The organism is Paenibacillus sp. J14, from assembly GCF_000518465.1.
Taxonomy (GTDB): Bacteria; Bacillota; Bacilli; order Paenibacillales; family Paenibacillaceae; genus Fontibacillus; species Fontibacillus barengoltzii.
In genome coordinates, this window is the sequence record NZ_JADQ01000079.1 from 1 (window position 1) to 17346 (window position 17346).

13 protein-coding genes are annotated in these 17346 nt (G+C 50.2%); 10 read left to right on the forward strand and 3 right to left on the reverse strand.

Features of this window, described 5'->3' with window-relative positions; translation table 11 throughout:
• Nucleotides 1–224, forward strand: a 224-nt coding sequence (locus tag M891_RS24295; protein ID WP_036701280.1) for an IS3 family transposase, incomplete at its 5' end; no start/stop codon positions are given.
• A gap of 279 nt (nucleotides 225–503) precedes the next feature.
• Here M891_RS24295 and M891_RS0120720 read toward each other — a convergent pair.
• A complete protein-coding gene (locus tag M891_RS0120720) occupies nucleotides 504–1589 on the reverse strand; it encodes a CotH kinase family protein (RefSeq protein WP_051417140.1) in 1086 nt (361 codons plus the stop codon).
• Between the two features lie 219 nt (nucleotides 1590–1808).
• Here M891_RS0120720 and M891_RS0120725 point away from each other — a divergent pair, with 219 nt between their 5' ends.
• The 4 genes from M891_RS0120725 (at nucleotide 1809) to M891_RS0120745 (ending at nucleotide 5691) form a co-directional block, all read left to right on the forward strand.
• On the forward strand, nucleotides 1809–2234 hold the full coding sequence (locus tag M891_RS0120725) for a hypothetical protein (RefSeq protein ID WP_016313505.1): 426 nt from the start codon (nucleotides 1809–1811) through the stop codon (nucleotides 2232–2234).
• A gap of 26 nt (nucleotides 2235–2260) precedes the next feature.
• The gene (locus tag M891_RS25450; RefSeq protein WP_157268854.1) at nucleotides 2261–3280 is read left to right on the forward strand and encodes a hypothetical protein; all 1020 of its coding nucleotides are present in this window, start codon (nucleotides 2261–2263) and stop codon (nucleotides 3278–3280) included.
• Between the two features lie 157 nt (nucleotides 3281–3437).
• Nucleotides 3438–4112: a hypothetical protein gene (locus tag M891_RS0120735; protein ID WP_016313503.1), complete on the forward strand. Its 675-nt coding sequence runs from the start codon at nucleotides 3438–3440 to the stop codon at nucleotides 4110–4112.
• Nucleotides 4113–4320: 208 nt separating this feature from the next.
• On the forward strand, nucleotides 4321–5691 hold the full coding sequence (locus M891_RS0120745; RefSeq protein WP_016313501.1) for an arsenic transporter: 1371 nt from the start codon (nucleotides 4321–4323) through the stop codon (nucleotides 5689–5691).
• Between the two features lie 87 nt (nucleotides 5692–5778).
• Here the strand turns inward: M891_RS0120745 and M891_RS0120750 are convergent, their stop codons facing one another.
• Both M891_RS0120750 and M891_RS0120755 read right to left on the reverse strand, forming a co-directional pair.
• Nucleotides 5779–7206: a glycosyl hydrolase family 18 protein gene (locus tag M891_RS0120750; RefSeq protein WP_269635651.1), complete on the reverse strand. Its 1428-nt coding sequence runs from the start codon at nucleotides 7204–7206 to the stop codon at nucleotides 5779–5781.
• A gap of 54 nt (nucleotides 7207–7260) precedes the next feature.
• On the reverse strand, nucleotides 7261–8610 hold the full coding sequence (locus tag M891_RS0120755) for a glycoside hydrolase family 64 protein (RefSeq protein WP_028540123.1): 1350 nt from the start codon (nucleotides 8608–8610) through the stop codon (nucleotides 7261–7263).
• 369 nt (nucleotides 8611–8979) lie between these two features.
• Between M891_RS0120755 and M891_RS0120760 the strand changes: the two genes are divergently transcribed.
• The 5 genes from M891_RS0120760 to M891_RS0120780 all read left to right on the forward strand — a co-directional run bounded on the left by M891_RS0120760 (nucleotide 8980) and on the right by M891_RS0120780 (nucleotide 16956).
• Entirely contained in the window at nucleotides 8980–10611 is a 1632-nt protein-coding gene (locus M891_RS0120760; RefSeq protein WP_028540124.1) for a formate--tetrahydrofolate ligase, read from the forward strand.
• Nucleotides 10612–10780: 169 nt separating this feature from the next.
• Nucleotides 10781–12091 carry an ABC transporter substrate-binding protein gene (locus tag M891_RS0120765; RefSeq protein ID WP_028540125.1) on the forward strand — a complete coding sequence of 437 codons (1311 nt, stop codon included), beginning with the start codon at nucleotides 10781–10783 and terminating at the stop codon, nucleotides 12089–12091.
• A gap of 138 nt (nucleotides 12092–12229) precedes the next feature.
• The gene (locus M891_RS0120770) at nucleotides 12230–13969 is read left to right on the forward strand and encodes a cache domain-containing sensor histidine kinase (RefSeq protein WP_028540126.1); all 1740 of its coding nucleotides are present in this window, start codon (nucleotides 12230–12232) and stop codon (nucleotides 13967–13969) included.
• Nucleotides 13970–13993: 24 nt separating this feature from the next.
• The gene (locus M891_RS0120775) at nucleotides 13994–15367 is read left to right on the forward strand and encodes an ABC transporter substrate-binding protein (RefSeq protein ID WP_028540127.1); all 1374 of its coding nucleotides are present in this window, start codon (nucleotides 13994–13996) and stop codon (nucleotides 15365–15367) included.
• A complete protein-coding gene (locus M891_RS0120780) occupies nucleotides 15361–16956 on the forward strand; it encodes a response regulator (protein ID WP_028540128.1) in 1596 nt (531 codons plus the stop codon). The genes M891_RS0120775 and M891_RS0120780 overlap by 7 nt, the downstream gene beginning before the upstream one ends.
• The last annotated feature ends 390 nt before the right edge of the window (nucleotides 16957–17346 follow it).

The following is a 17346-nucleotide window of genomic DNA, read 5'->3' on the forward strand; positions in this document are numbered from 1 at the left end:
ATATGAATGCCTATATCGAATCATTTCATAGCATATTGGAACGCGACTTGTTTAGCAGACGAGAATTTATGACGTTTGAAGAAGCGTTTATCGCACTTGATCAATATATGGACTTTTATAATTATCGAAGAATGCATGGTAGCCTGAAGCATATGGCTCCCATGAAGTTTTCGTTATGGGTCAAAATGCTAGAGGATACCTCAAAGTTCCATAAATCGATGTAAACACACAAGAAAATGAGCTGGACTGCGATAACACAAAACTTGTAGGTCAGGACTCCGGATTTAGGGGGCCTAGCCGCTTTTGCAGTTATTTCAGGAAAAACAGCGATTCCAGCTCAAAATAACTGTATTTTTGCAGGAATCGTGTGCATGACGGGTGTGTTAGGGGGCTATTTTTACAGGAATCGTGCAATCGCATAAAAACGGCGAGTAGAGGGCACAGCGTGCGAGTACCGAAAAGCGCTCCAACTCCACCTATCCCAACGTTCCTATCTTACCCCATCACAACTTCTCAAGCTCGCGAAGTAAGTACTCTCGGCGTTTCGCAATATAGTCGAGAATGACCTGACGGTCTGACAGGAGGACATCGGTGGAGTACTTACGCGTGGAATCGGCCATAAGCGCAGGCATCAATGAGGAGTGAAGTGAGTTAATCGTTGGAGCCAGCTGACTCACCGTAAAATGTCGCTCCAGAATCTCCTTCAGTGTCTTGCGATATTGCCTCCGAACCGAGGGGAAGGAGAGCAGCTTTTGGGTCAGCCCGTTGTATCCTTTGATCCGGACGTTGTCGATGTCGCTGAGCTTCCCGTAACTGTTTCTCCCCCAGGTACCCTCGTAATCCCAAGGGCTCATTTGATATTTGAGGCTGCCCTTCTTGCGGAAGATGGCATAGTTTTGAGTAAAGCCGTCAAAGTTTCCGGTGCACACCGCCCCGCCTAACCACCGTAAATACTCCGGAATATCTAAATGCTTCTTCATATAAGCTAGAAGCCTTCGCCCCTTGAGGGTATGAATCCGTTCCACAAACCGCGAGATTCGTGCCAACTCCTGAGAGGTTCCTATCACCAGCTCATAGCCAGAAGCCAGGTTACGCTTGCGTTTTCCCCCCTCACCAATCAGCCGAAAGTTGGCGTTGTTATTGATCGCATAAAGCAGCGAGCTCGTGTTCACTTTCCTTTTGGTAAAAAACGACCGATCTACCCCTTCAATCTCCAGATACAGCCCCTGATTTACTCCATTAATTACCAGATAAACATGTCTCGTTCTTGGACTCGGTACCCCTATTTTCTCAAAAAAACGAAAAGAGAGTGCGTTTCTCATCATGGTAGGGTCATCCCACTCCACGTTGTAATGGATGCTTCTGTGACCTATGCGAAGCACGTAGGATTTCTTGTCGTAATAACGGGTGTGTCCACCCCGGTAACGGATTTTGACGTTCTCCTTAATGTTATCCGTCATTAGTAATGCGTTGGCGTATTGGTCATCCCATACGCTTTTTTCTAGCTTTGCTTGGTCTGACCGGCCGATTTGAAGCGAACGAACGGGGAACCTCAACCTGATCACCTTTCTTGCGGAAGCCTGCCGCATTTCACTTTAATACCTAGAATATGCAGGCGGTTGTCGGATGGTCCGCTTTAACCTAGGGCAACAGGGAAGGTTCTTTCTTTGATTCTTGTAGGCAATTCTACTTTAGTTACAGAAGTGGAAATTTATAGATGATAGATATCAGACTAGGACAAAGGTTAGTCATCGACATGTGATGTACTACAATTCCCGCTAGGGGGCAAATGAAAGGAGGGGAGGAACGTGGCCTGCTACCAATCGCTGAGTCAATTAATGTATCTCATAGGTAAGGAAGTTTGTATTAATCGTGGTCAACCAGGTTTCATCATTGGCAGATTAGTAAGCATCCAGAATGATTATGTGGCCGTACAAACGAAAAATCGTCGCATACTCTACTACCATTCGGCTTATATTGACAGCTTGTCCGAAACGAGATGGAAGAGAGTCCCGACGAACTACAGCCAAGAAGTTGAAGTGATCATGGCGCCTCGATTTAATGAACTTCTCTCCAGCCTCCTGCACCATCAGATCCTACTAGATATTGGCGGGCCGCAAGTCGAGAAAGGGTGGCTTACCCGTATAACTGCCGATGAAGTTGTGATGGAAGTGAATGAGAGGAGTGTAAGGATCCCTCTCGAGCAAATTCGTTATACGGTTTGTGAATGTTAAGCAATTTATGGAAGGGGAAATGGGTTATGGCCATCAGTCAAAACGGTTATGGCAACTTAGTAGGAAGCAACGTCCGTATTAATCGCGGTGGTCCGGATTCGGTTGAAGGTACTTTGGTAGGTTACGGATCGGATTACCTTGTCATTCTGGCCAAGGACGGCACGGTTTATATCAAAAACGCTCATGTGAAGAGCTTTAGTCAAAACTTGGGCACGAAAGGGAAAACCAAAGGAACGATGGGGAGAACTGGCCAATCCATTATTCGTTCGTACAATTTCGATGGCGTTCTTCGTGCCCTGAAACACAAAAAAGTGCAAATTAACCGCGGAGGTCCTGAGAAGATCGAAGGGGTCATCTCGGATTATGGCAACGATAGTGTATACCTCATTGTAAATAATGAACTCGTACAGGTTCAAACCTATCATATCAAGAGTGTGACTCTGCGCAACCGCTCGAGCAGCAACAGTAGCAGCAACAATAGCAGCAATAGCAGCAATAATAGCAACAACAGAAACGGCAATAACCGAAACAGCAATAGATCCAACAACAACAGAACGGGAGGAAGAACCGGCGGCAGAACCGGAGGTAGAACCTCGGGCAGCAAAAATGCTACGGTCTCTTCTGCCGAAGGCGGACCTGGCGGCAGGGGAGATCGCGGCAGAACCGGCGGTGCCGGGACGGGCGGCAGAAACCGCACCCAGGGAAGAGGCGGCACTCAAGGCAGAGGCGGCACGCAGGGCAGAGGTCGCACGCAAGGCAGAGATCACACGCATGGAGACCATTCTCATGATGGATACCACACGCATGGCAGAGAAGGGGACTCTGCAACTGGTGGCAGAAACCGCACGCAAGGCAGAACGCGCGGCGCTGGAACTGGCGGCAGAAACCCAGGAAGAACCGGCGGATTCTCCACTTGGGGTGTAGGTACTGGCGGCTACCAGTGGGGGACCAGAAAGTCGAGCAAAAATGTGAAAAAATCGGCCAAAAAACGGCAAGGAGGATCCTCCAAGGTATCCTCCAAGAAGAAATGGGATCCTTTTCTCTAAGAATGGAACGAAAGCCTTCAGTCATTGAGGCGGTGCCTGGGGCGCCGCCTTCTTTAAAATTTGGGAAAGGACCCGCTTATTCCAGTCGTAAGCGCCAAGCTCACAAATGGCTTGCCTCTCTCCCTCACCACGATGCTCATGATAAAGGAGGTATACGATGCCTATGCTAACTTCTCGCATCGGACAACATATCGAACTCACCATTAGCGGCAGACCACAACTAGACACAGGGCTCTTAATTGATGCAGGAGATGATATCGTCGTCATCTTCAGACAAGAACGCTATTACTACATTCCAACGAAGCACATTCATCACTTCCGGGTTATTCCATCTCCTGAGAAAGATAATGAGGGAACCTTGTACGAAAACCCGCTGGAATGGGCAGCGGGAGAGTCGATTTCTTTTCGGAAAACGTTATTTAACGCCAGAGGCGTCTTTATGGAAGTTTTTCTGACGGGTGTTCATACGCTTAGCGGTTATCTAACCAGCGTCATGAACGATTACCTTGTATTCTATTCTACGGTTTTTCATACCGTGTATGTCCCATTGGATCATGTGAAGTTAATTATGCCTTATCCGGCCAACAAACCTCCCTTTTCTTTAGAAAATGAAAGATTAAACGTGAAGCCTACCGGTCTGACCTTGGCCCGAACGTTTGAGCAACAACTTAAAAAGATGGAAGGGAGTTTGGCTGTTCTCGATCATGGAGAAGCAACGGATAAATTCGGGATCGTTCAATCCGTTGATCGAGGTTTGCTTCACCTTGTTTTAGCTGACGGGGAATCGGTGATATGGAATATTCAGCATATTAAATCTGTCCATTTGCCTTAAGGGGGGAGTAGAAAATGGTCGTCCTAGTGTTAATTATACTTTCGGGGTTGGGACTCTTTATGTTGTTAAAACCTTCGGTTAAGGAAGAAACGATTACCCATGCTCCAGTCGTTGATGTTCAGCAGGCCGAGTACGATTACCTTGTTCGTGTCAGCGGTAAATAATCGGCCAGCTAGAGCAGAAACAATTGGAGAATGGGGGGGGTCACTTGATAGAGCTTACAGCTGCAGGCTTAACGATTCTCGCATTTGTTCTAACCACCATCCTAATCTTGTGGCGCCCAAGGGGACTCAATGAAGCGATACCCTCCACGATCGGAGCTATTATTGTCTTAATCAGCGGGACAGTAAACTTTTCTGATCTGCTTCATATCGGAGAAACCGTGAGCGGAGCGGCAATCACGATCATGGCGACGATTATTATGGCGCTGGTCTTGGAAAGCTTCGGTTTTTTTCACTGGGCAGCCGAGGGACTGGCTTACCGATCCAGGGGCTCCGGGATCCGCTTGTTTTGGTACGTGAACCTGATGTGTTTTTTAATGACGTTGTTCTTTAATAATGATGGCAGCATTCTCATCACAACACCAATACTACTCCTCTTGTTAAGAGAGCTTAAGCTCAAAAACCATCAGAAGATCCCTTATCTCTTATCCGGAGCTTTAGTGGCAACGGCCTCCAGCGCACCGATCGGAGTCAGCAACATCGTGAACCTGATCGCTCTCAATATGGTTGGGATGAACTTATATATGCATACGATGATGATGTTTGTCCCTGCACTTTTAGGGTTGATCGTGCTGGTAGGTTTGCTGTTTCTTGTATTCTATCGTCAATTGCCGAAAGAGCTGCCGCCCAGATTGAGGTCACATCCATTAAAAACACCGCGGTTAAGTCTCGAGTCCGATGAGGAGCTGGAGGAGGCCGTACGAAATCGTGAACCCTTAAAACAAGATACGAAATTTATGCAAAAAATATTGCTATTCGTGCTCATCGTACGCATCAGTTTATTTGTTGCCTCTTACTACGGTTTTCCCGTAGAGCTGGCTGCTGTGCTTGGCTCTGTTGTATTGCTCGGGTGGAGATGGTACAACTTGAAGATCCCGCCATCGGATATGCTTCGCAAGGTTCCGTGGCATATTTTGGTTTTCGCTTTCAGCATGTATGTCATCATTTTTGGATTGCACAACATTGGATTAACGAATTTGCTCATTTCACTAGTAAATCCTCTAATCCACGACGGCATGCTGAATGCCAGCTTGCTGATGGGAGGAGTGATGACGTCGCTTTCCATATTTTTCAATAATCACCCTGCTCTAATGATCGGAACGATGACACTTACCGAAATGCCGCTGGATCCTCTGACGCTAAGGATTTCTTATCTGGCTAGTGTCATTGGCAGTGATATCGGTGCATTGTTATTGCCGATCGGGACGCTCGCTTCGTTGATCTGGTTCCATCTTCTGAAAAAACATCGCGTCAAAATCACATGGGATGATTACTTGAAAGTGACGATGATCGTCATTCCCCCTACACTGATCTTCACCTTGATTCTTTTGCCTTTATGGGTGCAGTGGATCTATTAAGGTGCGATGAACAGAGTAGAACGCTACCTGGAATAAAAGGAAAGAGCACACCGCCTGAACGGTAGTGCTCTTTTGATCATGTCAGGCTTAAGGATGGTAGGCTCTGACGGTGTTACCAATGGCTTGCAGCAAGCTCTTGCTGGTGTCAGTTGTGTCTTGACTGATCTCCCAAATCATGATGCCACCTAAGTTCTCCAGAGCGTATTGCGTCTTTCTTTGAATGGTTGGGATTCCGTTATAGTGAGCTTGCATGCCGTTAATCATCGATATGTCGGTATTATAGGCGTCAGGGTTCGCTTGCAAAATCGCCGCATAGGAAGCCCAGGAAGGTCTGCCGTAGAAAGGAACACCCAATACGACCTTGTGAGCTGGCATCTTCCGCGTCTCCTTCCAATACTTTGCGCTCATCACGGCAAATTCGTAGGAGGAATGCCGCTCCCCATCACCGCCATCATAGGCCATGACATTAAACCAATCCACGGCGTCGATGACTTTATCGGTCTGGGCGGCCGAGTCCCAATAAATGACGCCTTCAGGTGTTACCCCGCTAAGCACTGCGGCGGTCAACAGCATATTTTGCTTCTTCAGCTCCGCGCTCAAGTAGACCATCAGATCCTCGTACTGCTGCTTGCTGGGGCCGTCGTTTCGCGGATGCTCCCAATCGATATCGACGCCGTCGAATCCGTATTGCTTGGCCATCGCGATAATGGCGTTACCGAACTTCTTGATCTTCTCCGGCGTATTCGTCGCGGCCATAAAGGTGCTTTCCAAAGGAATGTCATTATATGACCAACCGCCTACGGCGAGCAGCGCCTTCACGTTGTTGGCATGGGCCGTCCGAACAATTTGGCTGGCCGCATCCGGGTTGCTCAGTGGAAGAAGAGAGCCGTCGCTGGTCGGAATCGCAAACGCATAGTTAATATGCGTCAGGTTATGATACTGGATGTTGTTGATTTTGCCAGGCTCCCAGCTCGGATAGTATCCTACGACTTTAAAGCCGCTCGGAATTGGATCGGTTGGGTCGGTAGGATCCGGCGAGGGGGTAGGATCGCTTGGATCTGTCGGGTCCGTTGGATTAGGTGCGCTGCCCAACAATTCCCAAACCTCCGAAGTCCCAGGGACTTCGCCTTGGGTCCACCATTTTGCCTTATACAGCTGATTATTGTAAGTGACGATGTCCCCTCCGACATAAGCCTTACCGCTGTTCCATTCAGGATAGGAGCCGTCGGACGACGAAACGAATTCCCAGACATCCGAAGTGCCGGGAGTTTCGCCTTGAGTCCACCATTTTGCTCGATACGTTTGTCCGTTGTAGGTGACCATATCCCCAGCCAGATAGACCTTCGAGCTATCCCAGGCCGGATAGGTGCCAGCCAATTGAAGCGAACCGGCATCCGTTTCCACAGAGGTGCTGCCGGCGGCTAAGTTAGACGCTTTTACATCTGCAGCAAGAGGAATAAATAAAGTGATGAATAAGGCCAATACCGCCAAAAAAGCGAATCTCTTACGAAGCATTTGCATTCAACTTCCTTCCTCTCTCCATAGGATCAATCCATCAGAACATCCGTGTTACCAGCCCACTCTGACGATGAGACCTTTCGGATCTCCTACCTCCAGATAGGCGGCTTGTCCGTTCACGTCGTCGTAGCAGAAGCCGTAAGCAAGCCCATCGATGCTGTGATCATGCCAGAACTTCGCGTAATAGTTCGCGGGGGCAGCTTGATAGTATTGATCAACCCGATTCCAGTTGTCAGGTTCCGTGTAGACATGACGGTTCAACGCAGCACATACTTCAGGATTGCTCGCTTCGCCAACACCCAGCAGAATGTCTTGGGTAGAGATGCTGGAATAGCCGGCAAAATAGTTCTCGTAAGCTCCTCCTTCCTGAAACGGCCCTTTCATAGGACTAAGGATACGATAAGGAGCCTGCAAGGTACCCAGCGATTTGAATTCATAAGGGACTTCGTTGACATACTTGGCAAACAATCCGGAACGGGTTTCTGATTCCAGTTCGCCGACGGTACGGTCGTAGTTCCCCGCCAGATTCACCAGCCGGTGTTGAATCGGAAAACCAAACTGATCGACGCGAGTCGTATTTCCGTGATAGCCGTCCTTATCCACAGTGAACTCGACAAAGTCAAAAATGATATTCAGATTCGGATCGGTGGGATTGTTCAGATCCGGACCGGCAAAGCCGTCGTCAAAGGTCTTCATGTACAAGGGACTGCCAACGCTAAGGAACAACCGGCCGGATTCGATCTTCGGAAGGTTGACCCAATTGGCATCACTGATCTTGTGATAGATGTTGGCATAGTTGATGCCGTCTTTAGTGAGGTGTCCCGGGGCGTTGTTTAAATCGGAAGAAATCGGAAGAAGCCTACCGGCTAAATCCAAATAGCTCCATTTGCCGTTTACCGGATTGATGCCGATGACTCCCCAGTAAATTTGATCATCCGTATAAGCCCCGCCCGTGCCGTTCATGACCTTGAGGCTGACGCCGCCCTCGGAAGGCTGGGGAATCGAAGAGGCTGGAATCGAATAAATGGAGTTGGTCGAAGGTTCCGGATCGGGTTGGCCGCTTCGATAAGTGAATGTTGTGGTGTCGTAGGCTGGCACGCCGTTATTGTAAGTGAAAAAGTACTCAATCTCGGCTTGGGCGGCCGTAAGAATGGTGTGCTCGAATCGCGCAGCACCCGCGTTGAAGCTCATCCTTACATTTTGCTGTACTCCGGAATTCACCTTATAGTGGACATCCACCCATGTCGTATTAACCGATGATTTGAACCATAAAGTTACGTTGTTGCCGGAGACGTCCGCTCCTTGAGTGAAATCAGCAGCCGAAGCCGAAATATTCACGGAGATGGACAAAAGAAACGCAATGAAGAACAAACTAAAGCGCTGAACCCATTTGGTTGTCATAAACCTCCTCCTTTCTTCTGCTATAGCTACAAGGTTTAGAACTTCGAAGGTCCCCTCCTTTCAAGAAGATTGTATACTTACCTCAGAAATTGGAAATTGAGGTAAAATACACATAATCTACTTTACCTAAAATGTCATATATCGCCAGTGACTTTTGATATATATTTTCCATCTATTAATAAAGATTGGAACTATGAGTTTGCTAGATGAAAGATCTAGACCTCAGGACCAGCAGAAGCGATGTCTCCCCGCGGCGTACGAATTTCTTCACGCATAATTCCATCTATTTCATGTACAATAAGGATGAATTCTTTCTATAAGATTTAAGGGATAGACAAAGAATCGGATAGATGGAGGTAGCGGAGTGGAATGAAGCCGATATTGGAAGTAGCTGCATCGTGTGGAATTGCCGAACAACATATCGAATTGTATGGACGGTACAAAGGCAAAATAGAGCCTGGCATCCGAGAAGAGGCTCGCAACCGACCGGATGGAAAACTAGTGCTGGTAACCGCGATGAATCCAACGCCGGCGGGAGAAGGTAAAACATTAACGACGATTGGACTAGCCCAATCGCTCAATGCCATCGGACGGACCACCATCGCAGCGCTGCGGGAGCCGTCGCTTGGACCTTGCTTTGGGATGAAGGGCGGGGCCACCGGCAGCAACAAGGCCCAGCTGCTCCCTTCGGAGGATATCAACTTGCATTTCACCGGTGACTTGCATGCCATTACAGCCGCGCATAATCTGCTGGCGGCGATGTTGGACAATCATATTTTTCAAGGGAACGCCCTGCAGATTGACACCAACCGGATCTTGTGGAAACGGGCGATGGACATGAATGACCGCAGCCTGCGGCAGATTGTCGTAGGACTGGGCGAAGGAAACGGGAGCGTGCACGAATCCGGCTTTATGATCACAACGGCCTCCGAAGTCATGGCGGTGTTATGCCTCAGCGAGGATGCTCAAGATCTCAAGGATCGCCTGAGCCGAATGGTCGTAGCCCGGAACATGGCGGGCGAGCCGATTACTGCAGCGCAGATCGGCGCTGTGGAGGCGATGACTGTCCTGCTCAAAGATGCGATTAAGCCCAATCTGGTGCAAACGGCGGAGGGAACTCCGGCGATCGTGCACGGCGGACCGTTTGCCAATATCGCCCACGGTTGCAGCAGCGTAATTGGTACGAAGACCGCGTTGAAGCTGGCGGATATCGTTGTGACGGAAGCGGGCTTTGGGGCTGATTTGGGCGCTGAGAAGTTTTTCGATATCAAATGTCGGCAGGCAGGCTTACAGCCGGATGCCGCCGTCTTGGTCGTGACGGTGAAGGCATTGAAATACAATGGCGGTGCGTCAAAAAACGAGCTGGATCAGCCTAATATGGAGGCGCTGCGAGCCGGATTGCCTAATATGAAGCGGCATCTGGAGAACCTGCGCAAATTCGGGGTGCCGGTGATGGTCGCGATTAATCATTTTACTAGTGATGCAGAAGATGAGATTGCGCTGGTGAAAGAGGAATGCGCTAGGTTAGGCGTTAAAGTCGAGCTATCGGACGTTTGGGCGAAAGGCAGTGAAGGCGGCAGGGAGATGGCGTCGGCTCTGCTGGACATGTTGGAGCAGGAAACTGCACAATATACTCCGCTTTATCCCGATGATCTGGACCTCAAGGCCAAAATCGAGACGGTGGTTAGGGAAATTTACCGCGGCGAGGGAATGAAGCTGAGCGCCAAAGCGGCCGCCCAGATCGAGGAACTGGAGCGGCAGGGCTTCGGCCGGCTGCCGGTCTGCATGGCGAAGACGCCGTATTCGTTCTCCGATCAGGCGAATCTGTTGGGCGCACCGGAAGGCTTTACCGTACAGGTGAAGGATATTACCTTATCGGCCGGGGCCGGTTTTGTTGTTGTCCATACCGGGAAAATTGTCACCATGCCCGGGTTGCCAAAACATCCGGCTGCAGAGCGGATTCACCTTGATGAACACGGGGAAGTTGCCGGTTTACTATAATATGGAAAGAGAGTCCGATTCTTCACGGATTGAAGTGGAGAATCGGCTTTTTTATGCCTCGGATCGGAAAAATTCCAACCTGAAATCGCAAAATTGCCTCCTCAAAAATCTGCGCCACATTCGCTAGACTAAAGGTATAAATTCGGATGCAGGAAAGGAATCAACCGCAATGAAGAGAGGAAAATGGTTGGCTGTTCTGCCGGTTGCCGCCATGATGATTTCTTTACTAGGTGCATACAGCGTAATTAATGCGGCAAATGATGAGGAGAGCAACGCTTCGGGCTTGACCGATGGCAGTGTAGGTTCCCCGATTGAGCTGACGTTCTGGGCGTTGGGAGATGCCCCTTATGAAGCGCTGGCCCAGGAATATATGGCGGAGCATTCGAACATTCACATCCGATTCAGTAATGCAACGGACTCAACCGAGAAGGAAGACCGCTTAGAGGCAGCCTTATCCCCTGGACCTGGCGCCCCGGATATTTTGATGTTAAATCAGGAATCTATGCAGCGGTTGATAGTTCAGACGGATCGATTCTATAACCTATATGATTTGGGCGCGAAGAACATCGCACAGGATTATCTCTATTGGGCGTGGAAGCAAGCGACGACGGCTGACGGTTCTTTTCAAATCGGCTTGCCGGCCGAGGTCCGTCCGACGGTGGTTTACTACCGTGCGGATTTAATGGAACAGGCTGGACTTCCAAGCGATCCCGAGACATTTAGCGCCGCGATCAATAAATGGGATAAATTAGCTGCCGTGGCGAAGCAGTTTACGAAGCAGACTGGAATCCCGTTTGCTGATTCGGCAGAGCTGGTATATAACGGCCTGCGGGACCAATCGACGGACGTGATGTATTTTAATAAGGTTGACGGCTCCTTTATCGCGGACTCGAATCCGCAGGTGAAGAGAGCGTACAATTTTACGGTGACAGGCATTCAGGAAGGCTGGATCGGCAGCTGGGCATTTGGTTCTCCCGAATGGGAACAAGCGATTCACGAGGGGAAGGTCGGCGTCATTCTCGGCCCAACCTGGATGGAGGACACGATCCGCAACGCCAAGTCGACAGCCGGACAGTGGCGGATTGCGCAAATTCCCGAAGGCTCGGGCAGCTGGGGAGGGACGTTCCTGACGTTGCCGAAGGAAGGCAAGCACCCGAAGGAAGCTTATGAGTTTATCACTTGGTTAACCAACAAGGAGCAACAGTTGAAGGCGTATCTAGCCAGCGGTCAACTGCCATCGATTCCGTCGGTTTATAATGAAGAGGCTTTTCTGGCGGATCACGATGAATTTTTTGGAGGACAGGTGATCTCGGAGGCTTATGCTCGATCGGCACAGCGTGTCAAACCGGCCTATTGTGGTCCGCAGTTTGAGAAAGTGGATTTGCAGTTCAAGCATGCACTTCAGAACGTAATTGAGAATCAAGCGAATCCGCAACAAGAATGGGAGAAAGCCATCGCCGCTGCCAGAAACGCGGATTGAATATAAGTTGTGAAGAATACGATCATACTGATTCGCAAGGGGGCTTGCCCTCTTGCGAATTTCGCTTTGTCGAAAGGTGCAAGGGAATCGGTTGGCGGATGAAGAATAATAGAGTGGGAGAAACCTAGGAGGAACGAAATGAAGCTTCGTCGAAAAATCTTGCTGGCTATTATTCTTCTCGTCTTTATCCCCGTCATTCTGATGGGCTCCATCTCGTACTACAGCTTCTCACGAGCGATGGAGAATAAATCGAATAACTTCTATTGGGTCTCCTTGCTGGAAACCGACCGCAAGCTGAAGTTTGCGTTAAACGAGGTGACGACCGTCTCGAACTCGGCGATCGCGCAGCCATTAATTCAGCAGTTGGTGAAGCAGCCGAATTTTACGGTGACCTATGATCAAAAACAAGACATCAACAACTTGATCAACCATCCGATGATTACGTCGTTTGGCCTGTATTCCAAGGACAAGCTGCAGTATCAATTTAATGAGGCAATGTCCTTTCAGGAATTGAAGCAGCAAAGCTGGTACGGGGCGATTGAGGCGGCCGAAGGACGCCCGGTTTGGGTAGGGCCGGGGGAGAACGGTTCAGCGGCCGCAGGGAAGCCGGTTCTGATCCAAGCTCGTTTGATTAAGGATTACTACTCCCTGGAGGATATTGGCGCGTTAGTGATTTATGTGAAGCCGGATATTTTGGACCAAGTATTTTGGGATGCGGTGACGTTAAAGCAGGGCGATATTTTGCTCGTGAACAAGCAGGGCAATATCGTGTTCGACAAGTCCGGCTCGTATATCGGAGAGCGCACGGAGTTTCCGTTCCTGACCCAGGAGGAGCCGGAAGGGAAAGGATACTATACCGCCAAATATCAAGGCGAACCCTCGCTGATCACCTACTTGCCTTCACATAACAAGGATTGGTATCTTGTGGCCATTACGCCCAGTAAGCTGATCGCTTCGGAATCGAACTCGATCCGCAACATCGCGATTGTGTTGGTGCTGGTGTCGCTGATTTCGGCCTTTCTGTTCGACCGGTTTTTCGTCCGTCGATTGGTGCGCAGCATCATCGGTGCGGTTAACGGGATGAAGCGGGTGCAGCAGGGGATCTTTGTGCCGATTACCTCTTCCGTGCGCAGCGAAGACGAAACGGATTTGCTCGTCGATGGCTTTAATCGGATGAGCACGCAAATCTCTGAGCTGATTGAACAGGTAGAGACCGAGCAGGCAAGGAAGAAGGAGTTCGAGCTTCAGGCGCTGGTTGCTCAGATCAATCCTCATTTTATTTATAACTCGCTGGAATCGATCAATTCGCTGGCGGTTTTGCAGGGGAACAAGGAGATCAGCAAAATGGTGGTCTCGCTCGGCAAGCTGCTGCGCATCAGCATTAGCGAAAACCAACAACTGATTACGCTGGCCATGGAAATGGAGCATGTGTGGCATTATCTGGATATCCAGAAGTTTCGCTTTGAGGAGCAGTTCGACTATCAGATCGAAATCCCCGAGTCGCTGAAACACTATTTGACCCAGAAGCTGATCGTCCAGCCAATCGTGGAAAACGCGCTGTACCATGCGATCGAGCCGATGAAGGAAAAAGGGCTGATCTCGATTACAGCGAAGGAAGACGACCGGGATATTATGATCGATGTGACGGATAATGGGCCGGGCTTCAGCTTGGATCGGCTGATGAATTTGTGGAGCAAGGACGAAGGCAATAAAAACTACCGGGGAACCGGGGTTGGACTTCGAAATGTGCATGAGCGGTTGCGCATCCGCTTTGGCAGTCGTTACGGCATCCTGATCTGCTCTGCTCCCGGACATGGCTCGACCATTCGCATCCGCATTCCGAAGCTGCTCCACGATTCGACAGCGGTGAAACGATAACGACGGAGGAAGGTGGCGGTGAACTTGAAAAAATGGTTTTTGAATTGGGGTTGGATTGCCGTCTACGCCGTCGTGCTGGCCATCTCCGTCTTGATTATCGCAGGCGCTGGCCACGAGCCGATTGAGGAGAAGCAGGCCGAGAAGGTCACGATAACCTTCCGCCACTTCTGGATTAAGGAGCATGATCGGCAGATGCTGAACATCGTCGAGGACGTGGTGGCTCAATTCCAAGAGACGCATCCTAATGTCAAGGTGAACTTCGAAGGTATGGACCAGACGGTCCACCGTGAGCAGAAGCTGAAGAGTGAAATGGTCACCGGGACGCCGCCCGACATGTTCGTGTTGTTTGGGGGAGCGGAAATCGAGCCCTACGTTCGCTCCAATCGCTTGATGGACTTAACGGATTTTCTAGAGGGAAATGGACTGAAAGAGCAGTTTCAGGACTTGCATTTGTGGACCTTCGACAATCATATTTATGGGTTGCCGATTGAAGGGAATGCAGAGCCGCTGTTTTATAATAAGGAGATCTTTGATGACTTGGGCTTGGAGCCTCCAGAGACGCTGGAGGATTTGAATAAGGTCATTGACGTGCTGATCGCTCATGGGATCACCCCGTTTGCGCTGGGGAATGAGGAACGCTGGCCGGCGGCGATCTTCGCCCATTATTTGATGGACCGGTATGCCGGGCCGGGGCTGATTAATGAGCTGGTGCAGGGGGACGAGTCGTTAAGCTTCCAGAACCCTTCTTATTGGAAAGCTTTTAAGCAACTGAAAAGCTGGATTGATGAGAATGCCTTCTACCCGCCGGCCAACGATCTGTCAACAGAGGAAGCGATTGAACGGTTCACTAACGGTGAGGCGGCGATGTATCTAAACGGAAGCTGGGACATCAACCTGTTCCATAACGAGAGGGCACCGGCAGGCTTTCAGAATCAAGTCGGGGTGATCCCGTTCCCGTCGCTGACGGAGGGGGGCAACCGCTCGATCGCCGGAGGGTATACGATCGGAATCGGCTTATCCTCCAATCTGGAGGAGTCCAAATGGGAAGCGGCTCAGGAGCTGCTAAAGGCTCTATATACCGAAGAGGTGCAGCGGCGTATCGTTTATGAGGCATCACGTATTCCTTCCATGAAGATTACGTATGACTCGGAAAAAACGGGCCCCGTGTTTGCGCAAGTAGTAGAAATGATGGAGCAAAGCAACCAAAGCTTTGTCCCTTACGATAACGTGCTTCCTCCCGAGGTCAACAAGACGTTCCTCAAGGTATTGGAGGAAATGATCCGCAAACGGGTGAAGCCCGAGGAGGCGCTGGAACAGATTCAACAAACGTCAGAGCAATATTGGCAGCTGCGCAGAAGCTCGCTGCTGAGTGAGACGGATGGAGGTGCAGGATGGTAGCACATGGGGAGAAGTATCGGGTCATTTTGGTGGACGATGAACCGGTGATATTGCGAAGCTTGCGAGTCGCCGTGCCTTGGGAGGAACTGGGCCTGGAAATCGTCGGAGAGGCGCGGGGAGGCGAAGCGGCGCTGGAGCTCATTCGCGAACTGTCCCCGCATATGGTTATTAGCGACATTCGCATGCCAGGGATGGATGGCATCACGCTGATGAAGGAAGTGTTGGCGGAGAATGCGAATCGGCTGTTTATTTTCGTCAGCGGCTATGGGGAGTTTGAATACGCCCGTGAGGCGCTCAGGGAAGGCGCGTTTGATTATCTGCTGAAGCCGATTGACCATGACGAGCTGATCGAGATGTTCAAGCGGGCGAAGAAAATGCTGGAGAAGCGGGCGGAGAACGATAAGCTGCTGCACTCGGTGCAGGTGCTGTCGATGTTGGCGAGGGAGCGGATGTTTGCCGAGTTTATCGAAGGCAACCAGAGCCAAAGCCATCTGCAGCATATGCGCTGGCTGGAGAACAGCGAGCTGACACAGGATTATTTCATGGCGGTGATCCAACTGGATCATTTCGTCAAGCTGAATGAACAGTGGTCGCCGGAGGAGCGGCGGCTGTGGTTGTTTGCGGTGCGCAACATTTTGGGAGAATGGTCGGTGGCGCATGGGGCGCTGACGATGTTCCCTTTTCACGGCGGGGAATGGGTGTTGCTGTTCCCGAGTGCGCTCACCAGCCAGAAAGAGGAGCTGGGCAGCGATGCCATCCGCCAGATTCAGCTCTATACCAAGCTGACCTGTTCCGTTGGATTCAGCCAAACGGCGGCGGGGCTGGAGCGGTTGAGCGAGGCATATCAAAGCGCTACTCGGGCGTTATATCAGCGGTTTTACAGTGACCGGGCAGGCGTGTTCATTGATCAGCCGGGCCGGGAGCCTGGGGCCGACCGGGAGGCGAAATATCCGAAGCATCTGGAAGCGGTGCTCCTGGACAGCGTTCGGACGCTGAATCGGGAGCGGCTGTTGTCCGCACTAGATGAAACGAAGCAATATCTTGAACAGCAGGCCTTCTCGAAGGAAGCAGCCGAGCGGATGATGGTCGAACTAACGGTCGTGATGTTCCGGCAATATGAGCAGATGAATCTGCTGTCGGAGTGGTCGCTGGAAGGTTTGCTGCAGGAGCTGCAGTCCCTCGGAACATTAAGTGAAATGATTGGGCTGTTGAAGACGAACTTTGGCCGATGGATCAGCGAAAGCCGTGATAGCCAGATCAAGGACAATGTGCAGAATGTGATCGCCAAGACACAGGAGTACATTTTAAGCAACTATCATAAGGACCTCAGCATGGAGGAGGTGGCCGAGCGCGCCGATCTGAGCATCAGCCATTTTTGTCTGCTGTTTAAGCAGGTGACCGGCTACACGTTCCTTGAATATCTGACGGAATGCCGAATCGAGAAGGCCAAGTATATTCTGAAAAACAGCCAAGTCAAAGTGTACCAAGTCGCCCCGATGGTAGGTTATCAGGACCCGCGTTACTTCACCCAGGTCTTTAAAAAGGTCACCGGCATGACGCCAACGGAGTATAGGGAGGCAGGGGTGTAGGTTGTATGGGGGGGCAGTAGCATGATGTCCTGCCTTGCTCGGTTGTCCCGATTCCTGCAAAAATACAGTTTTTGAGTAACTTTTATCGTAAAATAGCAAAAAACCCACTAGCCTTGCATCTAAAGTGACATGGTATTCAATTAATTGTTAATNTTGGTTNTATCANCTTATTGGATTAAAATTTACCATTTCTATTTTCCGCCAATGTGCTAAAAGGGTAACAGGACGTGAAGTGTAGTCATGTTACCAAAAATTAGTAGATGAATCATTCGGTTACTCTAGTACCATCTTGACGCTCTTGAGCTTCAATGGATGTTTTCTCGGCCTTCCTGGCCGCCCTTTCTTACGCCGGCCTTTGGATGGCTTAGACGGCGGTCGTAACACAGCTTG